The organism is Gilliamella bombi, from assembly GCF_900103255.1.
GTDB lineage: Bacteria > Pseudomonadota > Gammaproteobacteria > Enterobacterales > Orbaceae > Gilliamella > Gilliamella bombi.
Window position 1 is genome coordinate 1 of the sequence record NZ_FMWS01000042.1, and the last position, 22,341, is coordinate 22,341.

At 32.8% G+C, this 22,341-nt stretch carries 18 protein-coding genes and 1 pseudogene; 6 read left to right on the top strand and 13 right to left on the bottom strand.

Annotated features, from left to right (window positions below; genetic code table 11):
* Positions 1-170: 170 nt before the first annotated feature.
* From B9N71_RS08445 to B9N71_RS08465, 5 genes and pseudogenes are all read left to right on the top strand, one after another.
* On the top strand, positions 171-2,141 hold the full coding sequence (locus B9N71_RS08445) for an extracellular solute-binding protein (RefSeq protein WP_085165510.1): 1,971 nt from the start codon (positions 171-173) through the stop codon (positions 2,139-2,141).
* Position 2,142: 1 nt separating this feature from the next.
* Positions 2,143-3,231 carry a microcin C ABC transporter permease YejB gene (locus tag B9N71_RS08450; protein ID WP_034910220.1) on the top strand — a complete coding sequence of 363 codons (1,089 nt, stop codon included), beginning with the start codon at positions 2,143-2,145 and terminating at the stop codon, positions 3,229-3,231.
* Positions 3,231-4,259, top strand: coding sequence for an ABC transporter permease (locus B9N71_RS08455; RefSeq protein ID WP_085165512.1), 1,029 nt, complete (start codon positions 3,231-3,233; stop codon positions 4,257-4,259). Before B9N71_RS08450 ends, B9N71_RS08455 begins: the two co-directional genes overlap by 1 nt.
* A pseudogene (gene yejF, locus B9N71_RS08460) lies at positions 4,259-5,842 on the top strand (microcin C ABC transporter ATP-binding protein YejF); the annotation flags it as partial. The gene B9N71_RS08455 and the pseudogene yejF, both read left to right, overlap by 1 nt.
* Positions 5,843-6,088: 246 nt before the next feature.
* Entirely contained in the window at positions 6,089-6,952 is an 864-nt protein-coding gene (locus tag B9N71_RS08465) for a hypothetical protein (protein ID WP_085165516.1), read from the top strand.
* A gap of 83 nt (positions 6,953-7,035) precedes the next feature.
* On the opposite strand, the gene frdD is transcribed toward B9N71_RS08465, so the two are convergent.
* From frdD to moaC, 8 genes are all read right to left on the bottom strand, one after another.
* A complete protein-coding gene (frdD, locus tag B9N71_RS08470; protein ID WP_065560802.1) occupies positions 7,036-7,392 on the bottom strand; it encodes a fumarate reductase subunit FrdD in 357 nt (118 codons plus the stop codon).
* Between the two features lie 14 nt (positions 7,393-7,406).
* A complete protein-coding gene (locus B9N71_RS08475; RefSeq protein WP_085165518.1) occupies positions 7,407-7,802 on the bottom strand; it encodes a succinate dehydrogenase/fumarate reductase transmembrane subunit in 396 nt (131 codons plus the stop codon).
* Between the two features lie 272 nt (positions 7,803-8,074).
* Positions 8,075-8,425, bottom strand: coding sequence for a hypothetical protein (locus B9N71_RS08480; protein WP_065590373.1), 351 nt, complete (start codon positions 8,423-8,425; stop codon positions 8,075-8,077).
* Positions 8,426-8,998: 573 nt separating this feature from the next.
* On the bottom strand, positions 8,999-10,843 hold the full coding sequence (locus B9N71_RS08485) for a sulfatase-like hydrolase/transferase (protein ID WP_085165520.1): 1,845 nt from the start codon (positions 10,841-10,843) through the stop codon (positions 8,999-9,001).
* Between the two features lie 170 nt (positions 10,844-11,013).
* Entirely contained in the window at positions 11,014-11,712 is a 699-nt protein-coding gene (locus tag B9N71_RS08490) for a Bax inhibitor-1/YccA family protein (RefSeq protein ID WP_085165522.1), read from the bottom strand.
* 60 nt (positions 11,713-11,772) lie between these two features.
* Positions 11,773-12,216 (bottom strand): molybdopterin synthase catalytic subunit MoaE, encoded by a 444-nt coding sequence (gene moaE, locus B9N71_RS08495; RefSeq protein WP_143422094.1) that lies wholly within the window; start codon positions 12,214-12,216, stop codon positions 11,773-11,775.
* 4 nt (positions 12,217-12,220) lie between these two features.
* Positions 12,221-12,466 carry a molybdopterin synthase sulfur carrier subunit gene (gene moaD / locus B9N71_RS08500; protein ID WP_065590347.1) on the bottom strand — a complete coding sequence of 82 codons (246 nt, stop codon included), beginning with the start codon at positions 12,464-12,466 and terminating at the stop codon, positions 12,221-12,223.
* A gap of 10 nt (positions 12,467-12,476) precedes the next feature.
* Positions 12,477-12,962, bottom strand: coding sequence for a cyclic pyranopterin monophosphate synthase MoaC (gene moaC, locus B9N71_RS08505; protein ID WP_065590346.1), 486 nt, complete (start codon positions 12,960-12,962; stop codon positions 12,477-12,479).
* 202 nt (positions 12,963-13,164) lie between these two features.
* On the opposite strand from moaC, the gene priA reads away from it, so the two are divergent.
* Positions 13,165-15,333: a primosomal protein N' gene (priA, locus tag B9N71_RS08510; protein WP_085165524.1), complete on the top strand. Its 2,169-nt coding sequence runs from the start codon at positions 13,165-13,167 to the stop codon at positions 15,331-15,333.
* A gap of 43 nt (positions 15,334-15,376) precedes the next feature.
* Here priA and B9N71_RS08515 read toward each other — a convergent pair whose 3' ends face one another.
* The 5 genes from B9N71_RS08515 to clpP form a co-directional block, all read right to left on the bottom strand.
* Complete coding sequence (locus B9N71_RS08515; RefSeq protein WP_065590344.1) at positions 15,377-15,688, bottom strand: ComEA family DNA-binding protein; 312 nt, start codon at positions 15,686-15,688, stop codon at positions 15,377-15,379.
* A gap of 153 nt (positions 15,689-15,841) precedes the next feature.
* Positions 15,842-17,701 (bottom strand): SurA N-terminal domain-containing protein, encoded by a 1,860-nt coding sequence (locus B9N71_RS08520; protein ID WP_085165526.1) that lies wholly within the window; start codon positions 17,699-17,701, stop codon positions 15,842-15,844.
* Between the two features lie 135 nt (positions 17,702-17,836).
* Complete coding sequence (gene lon, locus B9N71_RS08525) at positions 17,837-20,251, bottom strand: endopeptidase La (protein ID WP_065590342.1); 2,415 nt, start codon at positions 20,249-20,251, stop codon at positions 17,837-17,839.
* Positions 20,252-20,439: 188 nt separating this feature from the next.
* On the bottom strand, positions 20,440-21,714 hold the full coding sequence (gene clpX / locus B9N71_RS08530; protein WP_085165528.1) for an ATP-dependent protease ATP-binding subunit ClpX: 1,275 nt from the start codon (positions 21,712-21,714) through the stop codon (positions 20,440-20,442).
* 10 nt (positions 21,715-21,724) lie between these two features.
* A complete protein-coding gene (gene clpP / locus B9N71_RS08535) occupies positions 21,725-22,327 on the bottom strand; it encodes an ATP-dependent Clp endopeptidase proteolytic subunit ClpP (RefSeq protein ID WP_065590340.1) in 603 nt (200 codons plus the stop codon).
* Positions 22,328-22,341: the final 14 nt, after the last annotated feature.

The following is a 22,341-nucleotide window of genomic DNA, read 5'->3' on the forward strand; positions in this document are numbered from 1 at the left end:
AGCAAAGATCAACAGCCCCTAATTAGTTTTTGCTCATTTAGTTGAAGTTTGGCAAAATAGACACCCTAGCTAGGCGATGATGATTGTCTTAAATGATTTGAATTTGTTAATAATAAATAAAAAGTAATATAAACATGTTATTGTTAAATAAAAGCAGGAACGGAATTAGGATGATTAGTCGAATTAAACAACCTACAAAAATATTATTCATCTTGAGTTGCCTAAGTGGTATAGCCATTTGTTCTGCACCTGCTTTTGCCGATGAAGAACAACAAATTTTACCGCAAACAATTTCACCTCAAACTGAGGAAGAAATCGATGTTAATATTCCTGTTCAATCATCTCAGGATAAACAAATTGATATCGTTATTCCTACTGAAAAACGTGAGGTAATTTACCACAAAACCATCTTTTCACTTTCAGGTCAACCAAAGTATCATGTTGACTTTCAACATGTTGATTATGTAAATCCTAATGCACCTAAAGGTGGAGTAATTAAACTGGCTGAAGTTGGCTCTTTTGATAATTTGAATCGCTATGCTAGCCGTGGAGCACCTGAGCGAAATTCGGGAGCGTTATATGACACGCTTTTTACCAATACGGCTGATGATATTACTAGTTTTTATCCACTTATTGCGACATCAATAACTTATTCTGATAGTTATCGTTGGGCTGAGGTTACTATTAATTCCAACGCTCGTTTTCAAGATGAGAAACCAATAACTGCCCATGATGTTGAGTTTACCTTTCACAAATTTATGACCGAAGGCGTGCCTCCGTATCGTGTTTATAATAAAGGCATTACAGTTAAGGCAATAGATGATCACCATGTGCGTGTTGATATTCCCGATTCCGATCGGGAAAAACTCTTTTCATTCGTTGGTAGTATGCGAGTTATACCGAAACATTTTTGGAAAGATCATGATCTTTCTGAACCACTAACTACACCACCAGTTGGTAGTGGTCCATACTACATTAGCGAATATAAATTAGGGCAATATGTTGTTTATCGACGTAATCCGAATTATTGGGCACGTAATTTACCTATTAATAAAGGCTTAGATAATTTTGACGAAAAACGTATTGATTATTATATGGATGATAACGTTTCGCTAGAAGCCTTTAAAGCTGGCGAATATGATTTGCGTGCTGAAGATCAACCTAAAAACTGGTTTACTCAATATCAAGGTAGATATTTTGATTCTAACCATATTATTAAACAAGAAAAACCAGTTCAAACAGCTACCGACACTAGATGGCTTGCGTTTAATTTACAAAAAGATCTATTCAAAGATATTAAAGTTCGTGAAGCCATTACCTTGGCATTTGATTTTGAATGGCTAAATCATGCCTTTTATTATGACAGTTACAAAAGACCTTATAGTTTTTTTGAAAATACCATTTATGCCGCAATCGGCACACCTAGTGAGCAAGAATTAAAATGGCTTAATGCTTATAAAGATATTATTCCAAAGCGTGCTTTCGGCAATGCCTATTATGTGCCAAAAAGTGATGGTCAGGGCTTTAATCGTGATAATTTATTAAAGGCAGCAGAATTATTAAAACAAGCGGGCTGGGAAGTTAAAGACGGTAAGCTGATTAACACTAAAACACAGCAACCATTTGAATTTGAACTGATCAGTTACCTCGGTAGTGATATTAAATATGCCATTCCCTTTCAACAAAATTTAGCACGTTTGGGGATCACCATGAATATTACCTTGCTAGATTCAGCACAACAATTACGACGTGTTCGTGAACGTGATTATGATATGGTTGCACGTGATTATTATGCCGTAAATTACCCAAGCTCTAATTTGCTAGTGCTTTGGGGAAGCGAGTATCTTAACTCATCATGGAATGCTTCGGGTTTGCATAATAAGGCTATTGATGCCATTATTGCTGAAATCACCAAACATGTGGATAATCAAGAAGAGTTAGTCCCGCTAGGACGAGCGCTTGATCGGATTTTAACGCAAGAATATCCAATGATTCCAATGTGGTATAACAGTAAAACGTATTATGCATACTGGAATAAATTTGGGCAACCAGCTATACAACCTACTTATGCAATCGGAGTTGATAGTTGGTGGTATGATGCAAACAAAGCAGCTAGCCTACCTAAAAATCGGAAACATTAATATGATCAATTACCTTATTCGTCGACTGTTGCTGATTATTCCAACATTGTTTGTGATTTTAACTATCAACTTTTTTATTGTACAAGTTGCGCCAGGTGGACCCGTTGATCAGGCGCTTGCTATGATTGAAAACGGACCGCAAGCAGGGCAAGGGCTATTGCCTGGGAGTGGTGGCTCATCTACGCCAGTGCAGCAATATAAAAATGAATCAAATTATCGCGGTTCACGCGGTCTTGATCCCCAAGTTGTCGCAATGATAGAAAAGCAGTACGGCTTTGATAAACCGATATTTGAACGTTATATCGAAACACTAAAGAAATATATATTATTTGATTTTGGTAATAGTTTTTTTAAAAGTGAATCGGTACTAGGTTTAATTGCCAAAAGTTTACCTGTTTCAATTTCATTAGGATTATGGAGTACTTTGATTGTTTATCTAATTTCAATCCCGTTAGGCATTCGCAAAGCAGTGAAGGATGGCTCTGCATTTGATTTTTGGTCAAGTACCTTAATTATTATTGGCTATGCGATACCTGCTTTTTTATTGGCAGTTTTATTTATTGTATTATTTGCTGGCGGTAGTTATTGGGATATTTTTCCTCTACGTGGGCTAATATCGAACCATTTTGATCAACTCGATTTTTGGGGCAAAATAAAAGACTACGCATGGCATATCTGTTTACCCACTATTGCAATGGTCATTGGCGGTTTTGCATCACTCACCATGCTAACTAAAAATTCATTTTTAGATGAAATCCGCAAACAATATGTAATAACCGCACGTGCTAAAGGATTAAGTGAAAGAAAAATTTTATATAAACATGTTTTTCGCAATGCAACATTACTGATTGTATCGGGCTTTCCTGCAGCTTTTGTTGGTATTTTATTTACTGGTTCATTATTGATTGAAATTATCTTTTCGCTTAATGGACTTGGGCTATTGGGATATGAGGCAATTATACAACGTGATTACCCAGTGATTTTTGGTTCATTGTATATTTTTACATTAATCAGCCTTATTACTAAATTATTATCTGATTTATCTTATATGATGATTGACCCACGTATTGACTTTGAGGCTCGCAACTAATGACCACCCATTACTCTATTAATCAACAGCGTTGGCAACGATTTAAACAGAATCGTCGTGGTTATTATTCACTTTGGTTATTTATGATCTGTTTTGTGATTAGCTTATTTGCTGATTTTATTGTTAACGATAGACCAATTTTTATTAAATATAAGGATAATTACTATTCGCCGATTTTTCATTTTTATCCAGAAACGGAATTTGGTGGACAATTAGCCACGCAAACCAACTTTCTTGATCCTGCTGTACAAAATAAAATAGAAGCTAATGGCTGGATTTTATGGGCGCCATTTCGTTATAGCTACAATACATTAATTTATGATACATCAAACACGTTTCCAACGCCGCCTTCGGCATCACATTGGTTAGGCACCACCGATGCAGGTTTCGATGTATTAGCCAATATTTTATACGGTTTTCGCATATCTATGTTTTTTGCGATTTTCTTGACGATTTTCACTTCAATTATTGGTGTCATTTTTGGGGCTATACAAGGCTATTATGGAGGTAAAATTGATCTAATCGGTCAACGTTTCATAGAAATATGGAGTGGGTTACCAGAGCTATTTGTTATTATTCTGTTAGCCAGTATTTTACCGCTTAATTTTTGGTGGTTATTAGGTATTACCGTATTATTTGGTTGGATGGCTTTAGTAGGTGTTGTGCGTACTGAATTTTTGCGTACTCGCAATTTTGATTATATTCGTGCAGCTAAAGCAATGGGAGTTAGTGATACTAAAATTATGTTTCGTCATATCTTGCCTAATGCCATGGTGGCAACATTAACCTTTTTACCTTTTATACTTTGTGGCTCGATAACAACACTAACAGCGCTAGATTTTTTAGGTTTTGGTTTACCGATTGATTCGCCATCACTAGGACGATTATTACTACAAGGTAAAAACAATCTACAAGCTCCTTGGCTTGGCATCAGTTCATTTTTAGTTATTGCAACTTTACTGTCACTGCTTATTTTTATTGGTGAAGCAGTAAGAGATGCATTTGATCCAAACAAAGGAGTGTATTAATGAGTTCTCCTTTATTATCCGTTCAGGATTTAAGTGTTGCATTTAAACGTGGTACGCATTTACTATCGCAAGTAGTAAGTAATGTTAGTTTTGATATTAATGAGCAAGAAACACTTGCTTTAGTGGGAGAGTCAGGCTCAGGGAAAAGCATTACCGCATTATCAATTTTACGACTACTACGTAAAGAACAAGTGGTATACCCTACTGGTGATATTTTGTTTGAAGGAAAATCATTATTACATGCGCCAGATAAAGAACTTCGTAAAGTTCGTGGCAATGAAATTAGCATGATCTTCCAAGAACCGATGGTGTCATTAAATCCTCTACATACAGTTGAAAAGCAACTTTATGAAGTGCTGGCGTTACATCGAGGAATGAAGCGTAATCAAGCTCGTGGCGAAATTTTACAATACCTTGATCGTGTAGGCATTAAGGAACCAAAAAGTAAATTATCAGCTTATCCTCATCAACTATCTGGTGGCGAAAGGCAGCGAGTAATGATTGCTATGGCAATATTAACGCATCCAAAGTTACTTATTGCTGACGAACCGACAACAGCACTAGATGTATCTGTACAGGCACAAATTATTCAGTTACTAAAAGAGTTAAAGAAAGAACTCAATATGAGTATGCTTTTTATTTCGCATAACCTTGGTATTGTTAAAAAGCTTGCTGATAAAGTGGCTGTTATGCAACAGGGCCAAATTATTGAATACAATAATAAACAGCGTGTCTTTTTACGTCCACAGCATGAATATACTCAAACACTATTGAATTCAGAGCCAAAAGGTGAACCTGTACCATTGCCCGATTCACCTGGAATATTACTTAATGTTAATCACCTTAATGTTGAAGTCATTACCAAAAAACGTTTATTTAGCAGCCAAAAGAAGAAAATTATCAACAATATTGGGTTTGCTGTACACCAAGGTGAAACGGTTGGCATTGTAGGTGAGTCAGGATCGGGTAAAAGCACTACAACACTAGCTATTTTACGATTGATTAAATCACAGGGCAAAATTGTATTTGACAGCCATCCGATACAAAATTTGACTGGTAAAAAATTATTACCATTTCGAAGCCGTATCCAAGTAGTATTTCAAGATCCGTTCTCTTCGCTTAATCCTCGCCTCAATGTTGAGCAAATTATTAGTGAAGGATTAATGACTCATAAAAAATTAAACAAAGTTCAGCGTGAACAAGCAGTAATCGATATTATGCAAGAAGTTGGGCTTGATCCAGATATGCGTTATCGCTATCCGACCGAGTTTTCTGGAGGGCAACGTCAACGAATAGCTATTGCTAGAGCTTTAATTTTACAGCCTGAATTATTGATTTTAGACGAACCTACTTCATCGTTGGATCATACTATTCAAAAACAAATTATTAATTTACTGAAATCATTGCAAGAAAAGCATCAGCTTAGTTATTTGTTTATTAGCCATGATTTAGCGTTGGTTTACACTATGTGTCACCAAGTGGTTGTTATGAAAGATGGTAGTATTATTGAGCAAGGCTCACGTGAGAAGATCTTCTATTCTCCTGAAGATGAATATACAAAAGCATTACTTTCATTTTTAGATAAGCCACCTCGAAAGAAAAGTAACACTATGATACATAAAGATAAAATTGATAAAACAGAGCAATTTACTCATAAGGATGAATCTCAACAAGATCTACAGCGAGATAAGAAAAAAGATAGAGAGGTCAGTTGGGAAGATGCCTTGTTAATGCGTAGAAAATAAATATGCAACGCAATAATTTAACAATGGTTTATAATAAAACCATTGTTAATAAGTCAATATACCAATCTATTTAGCAGGTTTATTATGCAAAAACGAATACTACCTTTTTTATTAACCCCTTGCTTATCAATAATTCCAATAAATGCCATGGCGATAACCTGTAGTGATAATCCTATTCAGAATATAGTTGAGGCAAATAACTATATCTTTCAAATCCTCGATTATATTGACTCACCAGTAAGAAATATTAAACAAGAGATTCGGACTTCAACTACCAAATTGGGAGCGGATGCTAACAGCTCTACAGCTAAGCACGAACTAGAATATGCTTCTAACGGACTTATCACACAAAGCCATTATGATCTTTATTCAGATAAAAATACCCGTATTTACTCGGAACACCTACAAAAAAATAAATCTGGTTGGGAAAATATCATTGAAGATGTAGAAGATAAAACTAACAGCATTATCCAATTTAATACCGATGAACAAGGCAAAATTGTCGTATCACAGCAAACTAAAAAAGCGACCGATTTTGTCTTTTTTGAAACAGATAATTATGTATACGACAATAATAATTGTCTTATCAATAAAAATGTACAATGGCAGCTTAAAGAAACTGATGAGAATGGTAACTATACAGGTAAAGAACAAAAAGGGGGTTCAATTTATACATTTGGATATCAAGAGCAACAGCTAGCCAAAGTGTTGTATCAATTTAGTAATAATATGAAAAATGAGAGTGATTTTTCGTATCAATATGATAATGGTCATCATCGATTAACAACCATTGAAGCTACTTATTTGTCATCAGGCAAAGAAGCGGCTCATTATGTAACTAATTTTTCAACCTTTAATGAAAAAAACGATTGGCTAACAGCAATTAAAATTAAAAATAATAACGGTGGTAAACAGACAACTATTACCCGCGAACTTACTTATTATTAGTCTTTAAAATACACAAAACGTGATTTGATTGATAACGTTTTGTGTATTTTTGCCGTTGTTCTTACAATTCAAAAAAATATCTCTTACATTCGAATAAACAATATATAAATAGCATGTAATGTCCATGCTAATGCTAATCCAAACGTCAGTAATTTTTCACGTTTAGGATAGATTTTACGCTCGTGTAAAATGGATAAAATTTGTTGTAATCCACACCAGATAGGTAATGAAATCATCAAAAATAAAAAAACTTTACCAATTTCTTTATTGGCTATTTTAAGAATATAAGAACGTGTTATTGCATCGCCAAAAGGAATAATAAATGCCAAAATGACAAGCACAACTGGTAAAAAAATTGCAGCCCATGTACCGCCTAAAGCAAATAATCCTTTTATGACTTTTCCATCAGTATTTTTAACTTGAATTTGTTGATTTTTCATTAATTCAATACCACTCACCTCAATACAAATAAAAATAAAAAAATCGAAACAGTTAGCATCACCATCCACAGTCCCGCAATCAGTAATAATGCGTCAGATTTTTTATTAAATATTGTGCAAGGTAAAGCTTTGGGTATTAAATTAAACCAAATTATTGAATGGTAAACACTAATAAATAATGCAATACAATTAAGCACCACAATAAAAGGGCTACGCAAAAAGAAGATAAAACGGTAAAACTCATCTTGTCCAACAGTGTTAGTGTACATACATATTACGCCATACATTAAAACTAAACTTACCCAAATCATCGAAAAAGGAACTAATTTATGCATAATTGAAATTATAAAAGAGCGTTTTACATCGGTTTGAGTCGTATCAAGGCAATTATTGGTATTTTGTTGATTCATAAATCTCTCTTGGTAGCATTGTGTTTTATGCTAGTAATAGTTTGGTAGTTTTTTACTTGGTTATTACAAGTGTTAATCTGCTTTATCTTGCTAACTTATAACAATTCATAATATAACCTTTTAATACAGCAATACTATAAAAAAGTACGTCTAATTTTAGTGAGTAGTCATGCTTGGATAAAAAAGAAAGCCCAATATAAAGTAAGTATCAGAATTATCATTGCTATATTACTTATATTTTTAATAATGCATAGCAAGGTAAATCCATCTAACTAAGGCGATCGAAAATATAAATATAATAAACCTAGTGGAGCAAGTAACCAAGCAAAACCAAAACACAGCGCCATTGTCCATATTTTTACTATTAAGAACAATTCTGTTCGTACAATAAATAAATTATCCCCAACTATGTAATTCACAACACCTTCATAAACAAATCTAGAATATGGATATAATCCCCATTGTATTAAAATACATACACCTAAATATATACTTTCAGGATTTTTAAACTTAAATATGATTAAACAAAAAAGCGGTACAACAAATATTAAACAAAATAGATATTGTCGTATCAAATAACCTAGAGTTAATGCCCCAAATGTTTTTTTTAGAAAATTAGCCATAAAACCCATTCTTAATATTTATCTTTTATTGTACTTTGATTTAAGAGATCATTTTTATAATTTTTAAATTCCAGAATCATACAAACCAGCCATATTTTTATAAATTAAAAATAATAATATTATATCGTTTTTGAATAATGCTTTAATTTGCTTCGGGTTTATTTTAACAAGGTATTTTTATAATGCAAATTAATGAAATTATAAAAGGGCCTTTACATCGGTTTTAGTGGTATCAAGGCAATTATTGTTACTTTATTGTCATAAGTGTTAATTTGCTCTATGTCGTTATTCTAAAAGCAAATCATAAAGAGTTTTTAATATATCATATGCTAAACAAAAGTACGCCAAAAACAACATTAATGTGATCTCTGTTTTATTGATATATAGGATCTTTATTAACACAAATGAAAACAATAAAATCAATTATATATCCAAATTTTTATCAATTATTTGTAAAAAAGAATTGAGCTATTCACACTTCATGATTGAAATAATCCTCTAAAAACATCATAAGATGTTTCACCTGAAATTGCTTTATATAATTTAACCGTATTATCAACTTAATATTAATAATTAATTGTTTTTATTTATTAAGCTATTTTTTCCTGATTGAGAAAAATAACGCATATGATTCATTGCTTCTTGAATATATTGATAATTTGGCACTTCATCAACTTCACGATTATGTAAATCCATATAATGACTAATACCTAATCGATTAACAAGATAAATATTATCAGATGTTCTCACCGCATAAGAACTATAATTAGACATCAAAAGCCAGTTACGGTCAGTTATAGGATTAAATAAATCATAACCTGTCGAATAATCACTTATATCATTTTTCACATATAAATAATGTTTCATTAAGGTAGGAACGACATCTTCATGGCTTGTTATTTTGGCACTATTATTTTTTAGGCTCTCTAATTCTTTACCACCAATAATAATAAAAGGCACCTTTGTTTGTGCATCTGTGTAATTACCATTATGCCCCCAAAATCCTAATTTATTATCATTCATCTCTTGAGCATGATCACCTGTAATAATCAATATTGTATTATCTAACGAACCTGATTCTACAAGCTCATCATAAATATTTTGTAGTAAATAATCATCATAATAAACACTTTGCTTGTAACGATTAAAAATAGGCAAAGGATCGGTGTCATTACTCAATGTCATATAATTAAGATCACCAATAGGTTTGAATTTCACCGAAAAATCGTCAGGAAAGTCATAAGCATGAGGAGCATCATAAAATAAAAAAGAAAATGTCGGTCTAGATGTATCTCGTAGTTTATACCATGCAAGCCAATCATCAGTAATTTGTTTATCTCGATTAGATGCCGAACCATCTTTACTACTAATTCTTAAATTTTTAATGGTAACAAAGGCTGTTCGATCAAATTCTGGAGCAGTCACTTTAGCTGACGTAAAAATCCCAATATTATAGTTTTCTTTCTGTAGTGTTGTGATAAAGAGTGAAGGAACACTATTTCGTAAAAATGAATCCCAATAAGTACCAGGAATACCATAAAACAAACCAAAAATACCTGTACGTGTTGCATTACCAGTTGAATAATGGTTATCAAAAATGACCCCATTATTCTGCTTAACAAAACGAAATGTATTAGGCGAAATTTCTTCACTAAACGTATCATATCGCCAAGAATCCAAAACAATAAACATAATATTTTTAGTTTTTTTATTTTCTGGATTAATCACCAAAGGATTTTTCGGGTAATCAACACTAGCATTACTATTATCTTTGTTATACACGACTTTTCGTTGCCCTTTTTCGTCAAAAAAATTCATGATTTTTTTCGACGTAAATGGTCGATAAAGTGGAATATATTCTTTCACTACCATAATAGGCGAATAAGCATAATAAAATGCAATCATGTGCACAACATGACTAATTAAAAATGAACTAAAAAGAAATATTGTTGATAATAAAACAATTCTTGAATTTTTATGCAATGAAGTTAATTTGTTATTGAGCAAGTAAAGAATAAAATACTCGGTGCAAAATACAACAACAATAAGCGTAAACATTAAAAAATAGGTAATTATCGAAAAATCGACAACCTGTCCAGACAAAACCATGGATAAGACAGATTGATTTACGTGAAATCGATACTGTTGAAATACAATAGTATCGATATATAATCCAATTTGAATAAAGCTAAATATTGCAGCTAAAATAATATTGCGAATAACTTGTTTAAACCATAAAAGAGGTATACAAACAACCAAAAGTAATAAATAAGCCGAGAAAAAATGCCCCAATACAGCAAATATTGAAAATGCCACACTCGGCCAATTAAATGATGCCTCAGGGACAAGAAAAAAACGAATTGATAGTATTGATGAAATAAATAGATTAATTAAGGCAAAATAGTATAATTTTTTCATAGTGTTAAGTAAGTTATTAATTCATTATAATAAGAATTTTACTGTATTTTATATTGAAACATAGTCTTTCCTGAAACTTTTTAACAAACTAGCACTAAAAAAATACGATTCTAATAAAATTTTAACAAAAAAGGCTCAATTTAGAGCCCTTTTAGTTGAATGAAATACAATTATCGACGATCTGCAAAAATTCTTAACAACATAATGAATAAGTTAATAAAATCAAGATAAAGGGTTAGTGCACCTAAAATAACAAATCGCCTAAACATATTAGGATCATCTTGCGATAATTGATCGCCTAACTCTTTCAGTTTTTGTGTATCATAAGCTGTTAATCCAGCAAAAACAAATACACCAATATACGTAATAGCCCACATTAATGGCTGGCTTTGCATGAAGATATTAACGAGCGAAGCAATTACAACACCTACTAATCCCATAAATAAAAAGCGTCCAAAACCAGACAAATCACGTTTAGTGGTATAACCATAAAGAGCCAAAGCTGCAAACATTCCAGCAGTAATAAAAAATACACTTGCTATTGATGATGAAGTATAAACAATAAAATAAATCGAAAATGTGCAACCATTTAAAACCGAATAAAGCATGAATAATGTTGTCGCAACAGCTCCAGAAAGGCGATTAATCAATGCAGAAATGGCAATAACTAAAGCAAATTCAGCAATAAGCAATACCCACATACCTTGATATAAAACGTTCAAAAGCTCATAGTTATTGGATGCAAACCAAGCAACCAGAGCTGTTAATAGTAATCCGACGGTCATCCAACCATAAACATGACTCATGTATGTTTGCACGCGATTACTAGATTGTTCAATAATCGAACCATTAGGTGAATAATTTCTCATTAATTACCTCTCGTTAAAAAAGAATGACATAACTTAATATCATTATATACTAAATAAATACTAATACCATTTTCTCAATGCTTCTTTATCTGTTTTTTTTGCTTCAACCCAAGTTTCACCTTCGGGCGTTCGTTCTTTTTTCCAAAAAGGTGCTTCGTTCTTTAATACATCCATAATGAACTCTACTGCTGCAAACGCATCTGAACGATGTGCGCTACTTGCTCCCACAAAAACAATCTTTTCGTTTGCGCTAATTTCACCTACTCGATGAATTACCGCAACTCGACTTAATTGCCACCGCTCTCTAGCTTGGGCTATGATATTAGCCAAGACTTTCTCTGTCATTCTTGCATAATGTTCTAAAAATAAGCTTATCGTTTGTTTTTCATTACTACGAACTTTGCCCATAAAAGAGACAACAGCACCATCTTGTGGTAATTGTGAAAGCCAATCGTTTAACTTATTAATATCAATCGGCTGCTCACTAACCTTGATAAGATCCATAATATTATCCACCTGTTACAGGAGGAAAGAAAGCGATTTCATCGCCTTCTTTCACAATATAATCAAAATCAACCAACGTTTGATTTACAGCGCATAAAACAGAGTTTTCCTTAAATGCCAAAAACCATTGTTCACCACGTTCACTTAACTGATCGATAAGATAGGAAACTGGAAGTTGATTAGCATCTAACATAACACTCTCAGTCCCAACTAATTCTCTAATTTGAGCGAAAAAAATAACTTTATTCATTTTCTATCTATTAAACCTTTTGAGCAATAAACTCCCCTGACCTACCACCACTTTTCGTCAACAATCTTACTTGAGAAATCACCATATCTTTTTGAACCGCTTTGCACATGTCGTAAATGGTTAATGCTGCAATAGATGCGGCAACCATTGCTTCCATTTCAACACCTGTTTGCCCATTCAATCGACAAAGCGATTGAACTCGGACACAATTTTTTATTTGATCTACTTCTATGTTAATTTCAATTTTACTCAAAAAAAGTGGATGACAAAGCGGAATAAGCTCCCAAGTCTTTTTAGCAGCTTGAATCCCTGCAATTCTTGCTGTTGCAAAAACATCGCCTTTATGATGTTTACCCTCAATAATCATCTTCAATGTTTCAGCATTCATTAAGACTAATGACTCAGCTCTTGCTTCGCGTGTTGTTATTAGTTTTTCTGAGACATCAACCATACAGGCTTCACCTCGCTGATTAATGTGCGAAAATGATTCACTCATCCTTTAATCCCTACTATTTTATTAATTATCAATTTTTACCAAGATAGCAAATTTTATTAATAGTTACTACTAATCCTTTTAAGGTTATTAATGTAATAAATCTAGATGAATAAAAACTAGATTGTTTTTATAACTTTTGCGGGTTATGTAAAAACTGCGTACAATATAGCTTTATATAAATTATAATATCTGTGATTTTTTAATGCTTATCGCTCATATAGCCTTACCTGTACCACTTTACCAAATATTTGATTATCAATTAACTAAACCAGCTCAAGTTGGAATGCGGGTTAAAGTTCCTTTTGGTAAACGTGACGCAATAGGAATTATTGTTAGTATTGACGAAAAAACCGAATTTGATATTGAAAGCTTAAAAACGATTACAACTGTTATTGATACTGAACCTGTTTTTACACCTTCTATTTGGCGGTTGTTAAACTGGGCTGCTAGTTATTACCATTATCCTATTGGCGAAGTTCTTTTTCATTCTATACCTGTTTTATTACGACAAGGGCGAAAAGCAATCAAGGAAGACATAAAACAATGGCAATTAACTCAATTGGGTAAAAATATTGATTTAGAATCGTTAGCACGGACTCCAAAACAAAAATTATTATTATCATCATTCAGAAATAATACTCTTTCTGAAAATGACGTAAGTAACACTATTTATAAAGAATTACAGAAAAAAAATCTTATAGAACAAGTAAACTGCCAATCAGATAGTATTCAATGGCAAACCAATTTTTCAACAAATACTAGTTCAATTCAGCTAAATAAAGAGCAAACCTATGCTATAGAAACAATCAACAAAAAAAATCATCAATTTGAAGTATTTTTATTAGAAGGAGTGACTGGTTCGGGTAAAACAGAAGTATATTTAAATATACTATCTAATATATTAGCTACAGGTAAGCAAGCATTAGTACTAGTTCCAGAAATTGGGTTAACACCACAAACAATTGGACGTTTCAAAAAACGCTTTAATGGGCCAATTGATATTTTGCACTCAGGATTAACGGATAAACAAAGACTCACTGTTTGGCTAAGAAGTAAACATGGTGAAAATGCTATTGTTGTTGGTACTCGCTCATCACTTTTTACTCCTTTTAAAGACTTAGGAATGATTATTATTGATGAAGAGCATGATAGTTCCTATAAACAACAAGAAGGTTGGCGTTATCATGCCCGAGATCTAGCAATTATCCGAGCAAAATTTAATAATATTCCAATTGTTTTAGGTTCCGCAACACCGTCACTTGAAACACTCAATAATGCACAAAATCACAAATATCATTTATTACAATTAACCGAAAGAGCCGGTAATGCAATGCTAGCCAAACAGTCAATTTTGGATCTTCGTGGGTTAGTACTTACTGCAGGTTTATCTCAACCATTAATTGAACAAATAAAAAAACATTTATCAAATAATAATCAGGTAATACTATTTTTAAATCGCCGAGGTTTTTCACCATTATTAATATGCCATGATTGCGGTTGGATTGCTGAATGTCCTCGCTGTGATAGACCTTATACACTACATCAAAAACAACACAAACTTATATGTCATTATTGTGATACACCAAGGATGGTTCCTAAACAATGCCCAAAATGTGGATCAACTCATTTAATGCCAATTGGGTTTGGGACAGAACAACTTGAACAACAACTTGAAATCCTTTTTCCTAATATCAAGATTAGTCGCATTGATCGAGACACAGTGAGTAAAAAAGGTGCATTAGATAACTATTTACAAAGTATCCAACAAGGAGGTGCACACATTCTAGTTGGTACACAAATTTTAGCTAAAGGACATCATTTTCCAGATGTAACCTTGGTTGGAATTGTTGATGTAGATGGTGCTTTATTTTCAAATGATTTTCGGGCAACTGAACGATTTGCCCAAATTTATACTCAAGTATCAGGAAGAGCGGGGCGAGAAGCTAAAGTTGGGCAAGTTATTTTACAAACATATCATCCAGATCACCCTTTACTCAATATTTTACTAACTCAAGGTTATGAAAAATTTGCTAAATTAACGTTACAAGAACGGCAACATACACAATTACCTCCGTTTAGTTACCAAACATTAATTCGTGCAGCTGATCGTAACAATCATTACGCTCCAGCATTCTTACAACATGTGCATGATTGGCTAAAAGAACATAGTAATAATACTTTATGGCAGTTGGGGCCAATGCCTGCAAGTCAACCGAAAAAAGCAGGATATCATCGTTGGCAATTACTACTTCAACATACAAGTAGACAACAATTACAGAAAATTTTGGATCAACTATTAATCGTAATAGGAAAATGGAGTGAAACATCAAAAGTAAGATGGAGTATTGATGTCGATCCCATTGATAATTAAAGTGATATTATCTCCACCAATACTAATTAGTGGAGATAATAAATTATAATATTATTTTACCAGCATTTTTATCCAATGTTGCCTGTCCAATACCTGAAACTTCCTTTAGCTGCTCAACTGAAACAAAAGGGCCAAACTTTTCTCGGTATTCTATTATCTTCTGAGCTTTACTTGCCCCAATCCCAGTTAATACTTTTGATAATTCTTCTGCTGTTGCAGTATTGATATTTACTTGAGCAACTTGTTTTTGTTCTTGTTTAACGGAAGTTGGTGTTTCTGGAACCGAATTAGCAAAGCTTATGTTCGAAAAAATAAAACTTGATAATATAATACATAATAGTGAAAATACTTTCATTTGATTAACCTCATAAAATAGTTACGCAATTAAATTTGCTTTATAACTATCTCACTTCATCAAATAAAAAAATTTCATTAATAATAAAAATGAGAAAAGCCACCTAAGTGACTTTTCATTTTTTCAATTATTTCTACTATTTTGGGAGTTAAATCACAAATTGGAATCAGGCATAATTTCTATCTTAGCCTTAGAGCGTATGTCAGCAGCAAGATAATAATGCATATTATTAATAAATAAAGGTAATAACTCAGAAGAAATATCTTCATATTCTTTTGGGGTATCTACCTTAGTTAGCGCAACAATATAAGCATTTTTATCATCTAAAAATTCCACACCATAAACAGTCTTCCCAGATACTGAAGGATTTAAATTAAAGACCATATTAACAACTTTTTGATCAAGTTCTGTTGAATTTCGATTCAAAACATATTTTTTTGCAAATTGGACATTTTTGGCTTTTCCAGTTTCGTTAAGTTGAGTCAATATATTATCAACACTAGATTTAAACTGGCTTTGAGCCATCTCTGTAAAAAGTTTATTATGGATATCTTCTTTAACTTCATCAAATGGAGCTATACCTTCAGGACGATAATCAACTGTTTGTACAACAAAATCATACTTCCCAAAACTTCTATCTACAGGTATTAAATCAGAAACTTTATCCGTTGCCTTACCATCGACTATCATTTCTTCACTAAAAATCACATCCCTAACCTCTGGATGAGCAGCAAGTGAAAACTTATCGTTGAAAGATATCCAATTTGAGGTCTTTACTTCAAATCCAAGTTTGTTGGCAAGATCTTCAATACTTTTAGGAGAATCATGTAATGCAGTTTTAATTCTATTTTCTTCATTTTCTAATGCTTTTTGTATTTTTTGTTCAGTAAGCTTTAGCCTGATTTGGTATTTAGCATAATCAAAATCCATAACTTTTTTAGGTTGTATACCATCTAATTTCACTATTGCGTAACCATCATCAACGGCTATTGGAGATGAAATTTTCCCTACTTTTTTCAATTGAGCATCTTTAAAAACTTGAGGTAATGAATCATCATCAGCAAACCAGCCTAATGAACCATTTTTGCCATAAGGTGAAATATCATGATTCTGATTAACAGTTTTAGCAATAGTATCAAAATCAGATCCAGACAAAAGATCCTTTGCAATTTCATTAACTTGTTCTTTATTAGTCACAAAAATTACACTATAAGCTCTCTTAGCAGGATATGAATAAGTTTTAATATTTTTATCATACTCATTTTTAATTTCTTTTTCAGTGACACTAATTGTTTTTCTCACGATATCATCAGAAGTAACAATATATTTAACTTTTACACGCTCATTTTTAAAAAAATCTTTTAAATGTTCGTTATAATATTTTTGTTCATCATCTAACGTAATATTCAACTCATCAACATCACTTACAGAAGCATTAACTGAAGTAGCATATACACTTCTAGTTTGATTTTTAAGAGAAGCTATTTCAGAATCAATTGGCAAAATAAAATTACTATTTGTCAAAGCATTAATCACCTGTTGTTGCTGCAATACAGTTCTTATAATTTCGGCATAAGTACCTGGAGTGATACTATTTTCAGCTAGAAGTCTTAAATATTTTTGATTATCAAATTTACCATTTATAAAAAACTCTCTTTGTTCTTTAATAAACTTTTTAATTTGATCATTACTGGCAGTTGCACCAATATTTTTAGAAAATTTATAAGCTAAATAATTATCAATTTGATCTGATAATACACCTCGACGTACCCGTTTTATGAAAGAACTATCCCCTCCAGCATTCTTTGTTGCTCGTCTAGTTTGAGCTTCAAATTCGGCCCGACTAATACCTTCACCATCAACTTTTGCGATATATTCCTGTTGATCTTGAACACTTACACTGCCACCAAAACCTAAGAATCCGACGCCAGTGAAAATAAAACATAAAATAATTATTGCAAAAATAATCTTAACAACAATATTATTTGCTGCTGTTCGGATTGTCTCCATCATTTATTGCGATTCTCCATACCAAATGTTGAATTATAAAAGTATAGCATATTTAACTAATATGGCTATTGTCCGAATGTTATGTAGCATAAAAAAAAGATCAACATAGAGTTGATCTTTTATTAAATTAATAAATAACTAGTTTAATATAGCTGAATTATCGACGCTATTTTTTAATTTCTTAATAGCTTTTCTAGTTGTTGGTACTGGCTCTATACCAAATGGATTATTCTGCAATGCAATTGTAAGCACATCATCAATCCATTTTACTGGATGTATATCAACTTCAGATTTTACATTATCAGGAATATCTTCCAAGTCTTTAACATTATCCATTGGAATCAATACAGTTTTAATTCCTCCTCGGTGTGCAGCTAATAATTTTTCTTTTAATCCGCCGATAGGTAAAACTTCACCACGTAATGTTATTTCGCCAGTCATAGCAACATCAGAACGAACTGGATTACCCGTTAAGGTTGAAATTAGTGAAGTACACATTGCGATACCTGCACTCGGTCCATCTTTTGGCGTTGCTCCATCAGGCACATGTACATGGATATCGCGTTTTTCATAAAAATCACTATTAATACCCAATTTTTCTGCACGAGATCGAACAACTGTTAATGCCGTTTGAATCGATTCTTGCATAACATCACCTAATGAACCAGTGTAAGTCAATTTTCCTTTACCTAGTACACTTACTGATTCAATAGTAAGTAAGTCTCCACCAACTTCTGTCCACGCAAGACCAATAACTTGCCCAATACGGTTTTCATTATCTGCCTTACCGTAATCAAAACGCTGTATTCCCAAGAAATCTTTTAAGTTATCTTGTGTTACCGTTACTTTTTTCAATTTGCTATTTAATGCTAATTGCTTAACAACTTTACGACAAATTTTTGCAATCTCTCTTTCTAGATTTCGAACTCCAGCTTCCCGTGTATAATAACGAATGATTCCAATAATAGCTGAGTCATCAATACTAATTTCTTTTGATTTCAAACCATTATTTTCTATCTGCTTAGCAATTAAGTGTTGTTTTGCTATATTCAATTTCTCATCTTCTGTATAGCCAGAAAGACGAATAACTTCCATCCTATCCAATAATGGCGCAGGAATATTCATAGAGTTAGCCGTTGCAACAAACATCACATCAGATAAATCGTAGTCAACTTCTAAATAATGGTCACTAAAAGCATTATTTTGTTCAGGATCAAGCACTTCCAATAATGCAGATGCAGGGTCGCCACGCATATCCGATGCCATCTTATCTATCTCATCTAATAAAAATAACGGATTCTTAACCCCCACTTTTACCATACGTTGAATTAATTTACCTGGCATTGAACCTATATATGTACGCCTATGTCCACGTATCTCAGCTTCGTCACGTACACCACCAAGCGCCATTCGTATATACTGACGTCCTGTCGCTTTAGCAATTGATTGTCCAAGTGAGGTCTTCCCCACACCAGGAGGACCAACTAAACATAAAATTGGACCTTTAACTTTATTAACACGCCCTTGAACTGCTAAATATTCTAAAATTCTATCTTTTACACGTTCAAGTCCATAATGATCTTTATCTAAAACTTTTTGTGCAGCTTCAATATCTTTTTTAACGTTACTACGCTTATACCAAGGAACTTGAAGCATCCAATCAATATATCCCCGAACAACCGTTGCCTCAGCAGACATCGCTGGCATCATTTTAAGTTTATTAAGCTCAGCTAATGCTTTGTCTGTAGCTTCTTTTGGCATTTTAGCTTTAGTAATTTTTTCTTTTAATTCTTCATATTCATCAGGTTTATTATCTATATCGCCTAACTCTTTACGAATCGCTTTAATTTGCTCATTGAGGTAATACTCCCTTTGAGCCTTTTCCATTTGTTGTTTAACTCGGTGTCGAATATTTTTTTCAACTTGTAGTAAATCAATTTCTGATTCCATCAATGAAATAAGCAATTCAAAACGCTTTATAAGATTAGCGGTTTCTAAAATCTCTTGTTTTTGTTCAACTTTCAAAAATAAAGTTGCAGCAATAGAGTCGGCTAAACGTGAAGGTTCCTTCAAAAAATGTATAGAATCAACAATTTCCTGAGTTATTTTTTTGTTTAGTTTTGAGTATTCATCAAAGTTAGATAAAGTCAAGCGTATCATGGCTTCACTTATATCCGCGGCTTTTTTTACTTCACTTAATGGTTTGACTTTTGCAATAAAATATTCATTGTCGTTGTTCTCAACAATGTCATTCATTTTAGCTCTTGCAATACCTTCAACAAGAACTTTTACTGTTCCATCTGGCAATTGAAGTAATTGTAAAACATTAGCCACAGTTCCGACATCATATAAATCATCTATATCAGGATCATCTTGAGAAGGATTTTTTTGGGTTACAAGAAAGACTTGCTTATCCATTTCCATTGCACCTTCTAAGCAACGTATTGATTTACTTCTACCAACAAAGAGAGGAATTACCATATGTGGAAATACAACAACATCACGCAATGGTAAAATAGGCATAATCATTTGTTTAGTTCGTTTTATTTTCATTTTATTCTCTCTAGTAGTACAAATCTATTAGATAGATATTGGGTTCATTTTTAGATATTCAAGCCTATCTTTTTTGTTTTAACATACATTAATTCTAGAACATCTTGACAGTATTTACTGAAATTTTGCTTTAATATTAATTTGAGGTATAGCTCTTGCCATCATATTTATGATGGCAAATATATATTTCAAGCCGAGATTTCAGCATCTTCACGATGGATTAATTCCGGTGCTAGAGATTGTTCAACGGTGTCTTTTTCAACAATTACTTTGTTAATAGTATTCATTGATGGTAAGTCATACATTGTATCTAATAATATATTTTCAACAATTGAACGCAAACCTCTCGCTCCTGTTTTTCTTTGCATCGCCTTTATAGCGATAGCATCCAAGGCTTCTCTCGTAAACTCAAGCTCAACACCATCTAACTCAAACAAAGTTTGAAATTGTTTAGTTAAAGCGTTTTTAGGTTCCGTTAGAATATTAATTAAGGCATTTTTATCTAATTCGGATAATGTTCCTATAACAGGTAATCTTCCGATAAACTCAGGAATTAAACCAAACTTAACTAAGTCTTCTGCTTCAATTTTTGCTAATAGCTCCGACTCAGAAAGTTTATTTTTAGTGCTTGTTACCTCAGCACCAAAACCTATTCCTGTATTAATTGATACACGATTCTCAATGACTTTATCCAAACCACTAAATGCACCACCACAAATAAATAGAATTTTTGAAGTATCTACTTGCAAAAACTCCTGCTGAGGATGTTTACGTCCACCTTTTGGCGGAACAGAAGCGATAGTGCCTTCAATAATTTTCAATAAAGCCTGTTGAACTCCCTCACCAGAAACATCTCTAGTAATAGATGGGTTATCCGATTTTCGTGAAATTTTATCGATTTCATCAACGTAAATAATCCCCCTCTGAGCTTTTTCAACATCATAATCACAATTCTGTAATAACTTTTGAATAATATTTTCTACATCTTCACCAACATAACCAGCTTCAGTTAGTGTTGTTGCATCAGCCATAGCAAAAGGTACATCTAAAAAACGAGCTAATGTTTCAGCTAATAATGTTTTACCGCTACCAGTAGGTCCTATAAGCAAAATATTACTTTTGCCTAATTCAACATCACTACGACTAGCATGGTTACGTAAGCGCTTATAATGATTATAAACAGCAACAGATAAAACTTTTTTAGCTCTTTCTTGACCAATTACGTATTCATCAAGATGCTCTCTAATTTCGTGTGGTGTTGGTAATGGTTTACTAATAAACTCTTCATGAGAAAGAAAACTTTTTTTCTCTTCTTTTAAAATATCATTACATAATCCTATACATTCATTACAAATATAAATAGATGATGGACCAGCAATAAGTTTACGGACTTCATGCTCACTTTTACCACAAAAAGTACAATAGAGTAATTTTTCTGAACTTTCTTTATTCACGTTTATCACCTACCCAACATTAAGATCGTTTACTATATATGGCATCAACTAAACCATATTCAACTGCTTTATCGGCAGACATAAAATTATCACGGTCGGTATCTTTTTCAATCACACTAATATCTTGACCTGTGTGCATTGCTAAAATATTATTTAGCCGGTTTTTTACCTGTAAAATCTCTTGTGCATGTATTTGGATATCAGAAGCCTGTCCTTGAAAACCACCTAATGGTTGGTGAATCATGACACGTGCATTTGGTAAGCAATAACGTTTACCTTTAGCTCCAGCTGTTAAAAGCAATGACCCCATTGAACAAGCTTGTCCCAAACAAATTGTACTAACATCTGGTTTTATAAATTGCATTGTATCATAAATAGCCATGCCAGCTGTAACAACCCCACCAGGTGAATTGATATACAAATAGATATCTTTATCAGGATTCTCTGCTTCTAGAAATAACATTTGAGCAATAATAAGGTTTGCCATATTATCTTCAACTTGACCCGTCAAAAATATAACTCGCTCTTTTAATAACCGTGAGTAAATATCATAAGCTCGTTCACCCCGAGAGCTTTGTTCAACTACCATTGGAATAACACCCATATATGATTCAAAAGGCATTTTTATCTCCTAAT

What these genes read in the sequence shown, in the direction of transcription:
- B9N71_RS08480 (WP_065590373.1), bottom strand. Translation starts at nt 8,425, where the DNA reads ATGGCTAATTTTCTAAAAAAAACATTTGGGGCATTAACTCTAGGTTAT.
- clpP (WP_065590340.1), bottom strand. Translation starts at nt 22,327, where the DNA reads ATGCCTTTTGAATCATATATGGGTGTTATTCCAATGGTAGTTGAACAA.
- B9N71_RS08455 (WP_085165512.1), top strand. Translation starts at nt 3,231, where the DNA reads ATGACCACCCATTACTCTATTAATCAACAGCGTTGGCAACGATTTAAA.
- B9N71_RS08520 (WP_085165526.1), bottom strand. Translation starts at nt 17,701, where the DNA reads ATGATGGAGACAATCCGAACAGCAGCAAATAATATTGTTGTTAAGATT.
- moaC (WP_065590346.1), bottom strand. Translation starts at nt 12,962, where the DNA reads ATGAGTGAATCATTTTCGCACATTAATCAGCGAGGTGAAGCCTGTATG.
- moaD (WP_065590347.1), bottom strand. Translation starts at nt 12,466, where the DNA reads ATGAATAAAGTTATTTTTTTCGCTCAAATTAGAGAATTAGTTGGGACT.
- B9N71_RS08465 (WP_085165516.1), top strand. Translation starts at nt 6,089, where the DNA reads ATGCAAAAACGAATACTACCTTTTTTATTAACCCCTTGCTTATCAATA.
- lon (WP_065590342.1), bottom strand. Translation starts at nt 20,251, where the DNA reads ATGAAAATAAAACGAACTAAACAAATGATTATGCCTATTTTACCATTG.
- frdD (WP_065560802.1), bottom strand. Translation starts at nt 7,392, where the DNA reads ATGAAAAATCAACAAATTCAAGTTAAAAATACTGATGGAAAAGTCATA.
- B9N71_RS08445 (WP_085165510.1), top strand. Translation starts at nt 171, where the DNA reads ATGATTAGTCGAATTAAACAACCTACAAAAATATTATTCATCTTGAGT.
- B9N71_RS08485 (WP_085165520.1), bottom strand. Translation starts at nt 10,843, where the DNA reads ATGAAAAAATTATACTATTTTGCCTTAATTAATCTATTTATTTCATCA.
- B9N71_RS08490 (WP_085165522.1), bottom strand. Translation starts at nt 11,712, where the DNA reads ATGAGAAATTATTCACCTAATGGTTCGATTATTGAACAATCTAGTAAT.
- B9N71_RS08450 (WP_034910220.1), top strand. Translation starts at nt 2,143, where the DNA reads ATGATCAATTACCTTATTCGTCGACTGTTGCTGATTATTCCAACATTG.
- moaE (WP_143422094.1), bottom strand. Translation starts at nt 12,216, where the DNA reads ATGGATCTTATCAAGGTTAGTGAGCAGCCGATTGATATTAATAAGTTA.
- B9N71_RS08515 (WP_065590344.1), bottom strand. Translation starts at nt 15,688, where the DNA reads ATGAAAGTATTTTCACTATTATGTATTATATTATCAAGTTTTATTTTT.
- B9N71_RS08475 (WP_085165518.1), bottom strand. Translation starts at nt 7,802, where the DNA reads ATGAATCAACAAAATACCAATAATTGCCTTGATACGACTCAAACCGAT.
- priA (WP_085165524.1), top strand. Translation starts at nt 13,165, where the DNA reads ATGCTTATCGCTCATATAGCCTTACCTGTACCACTTTACCAAATATTT.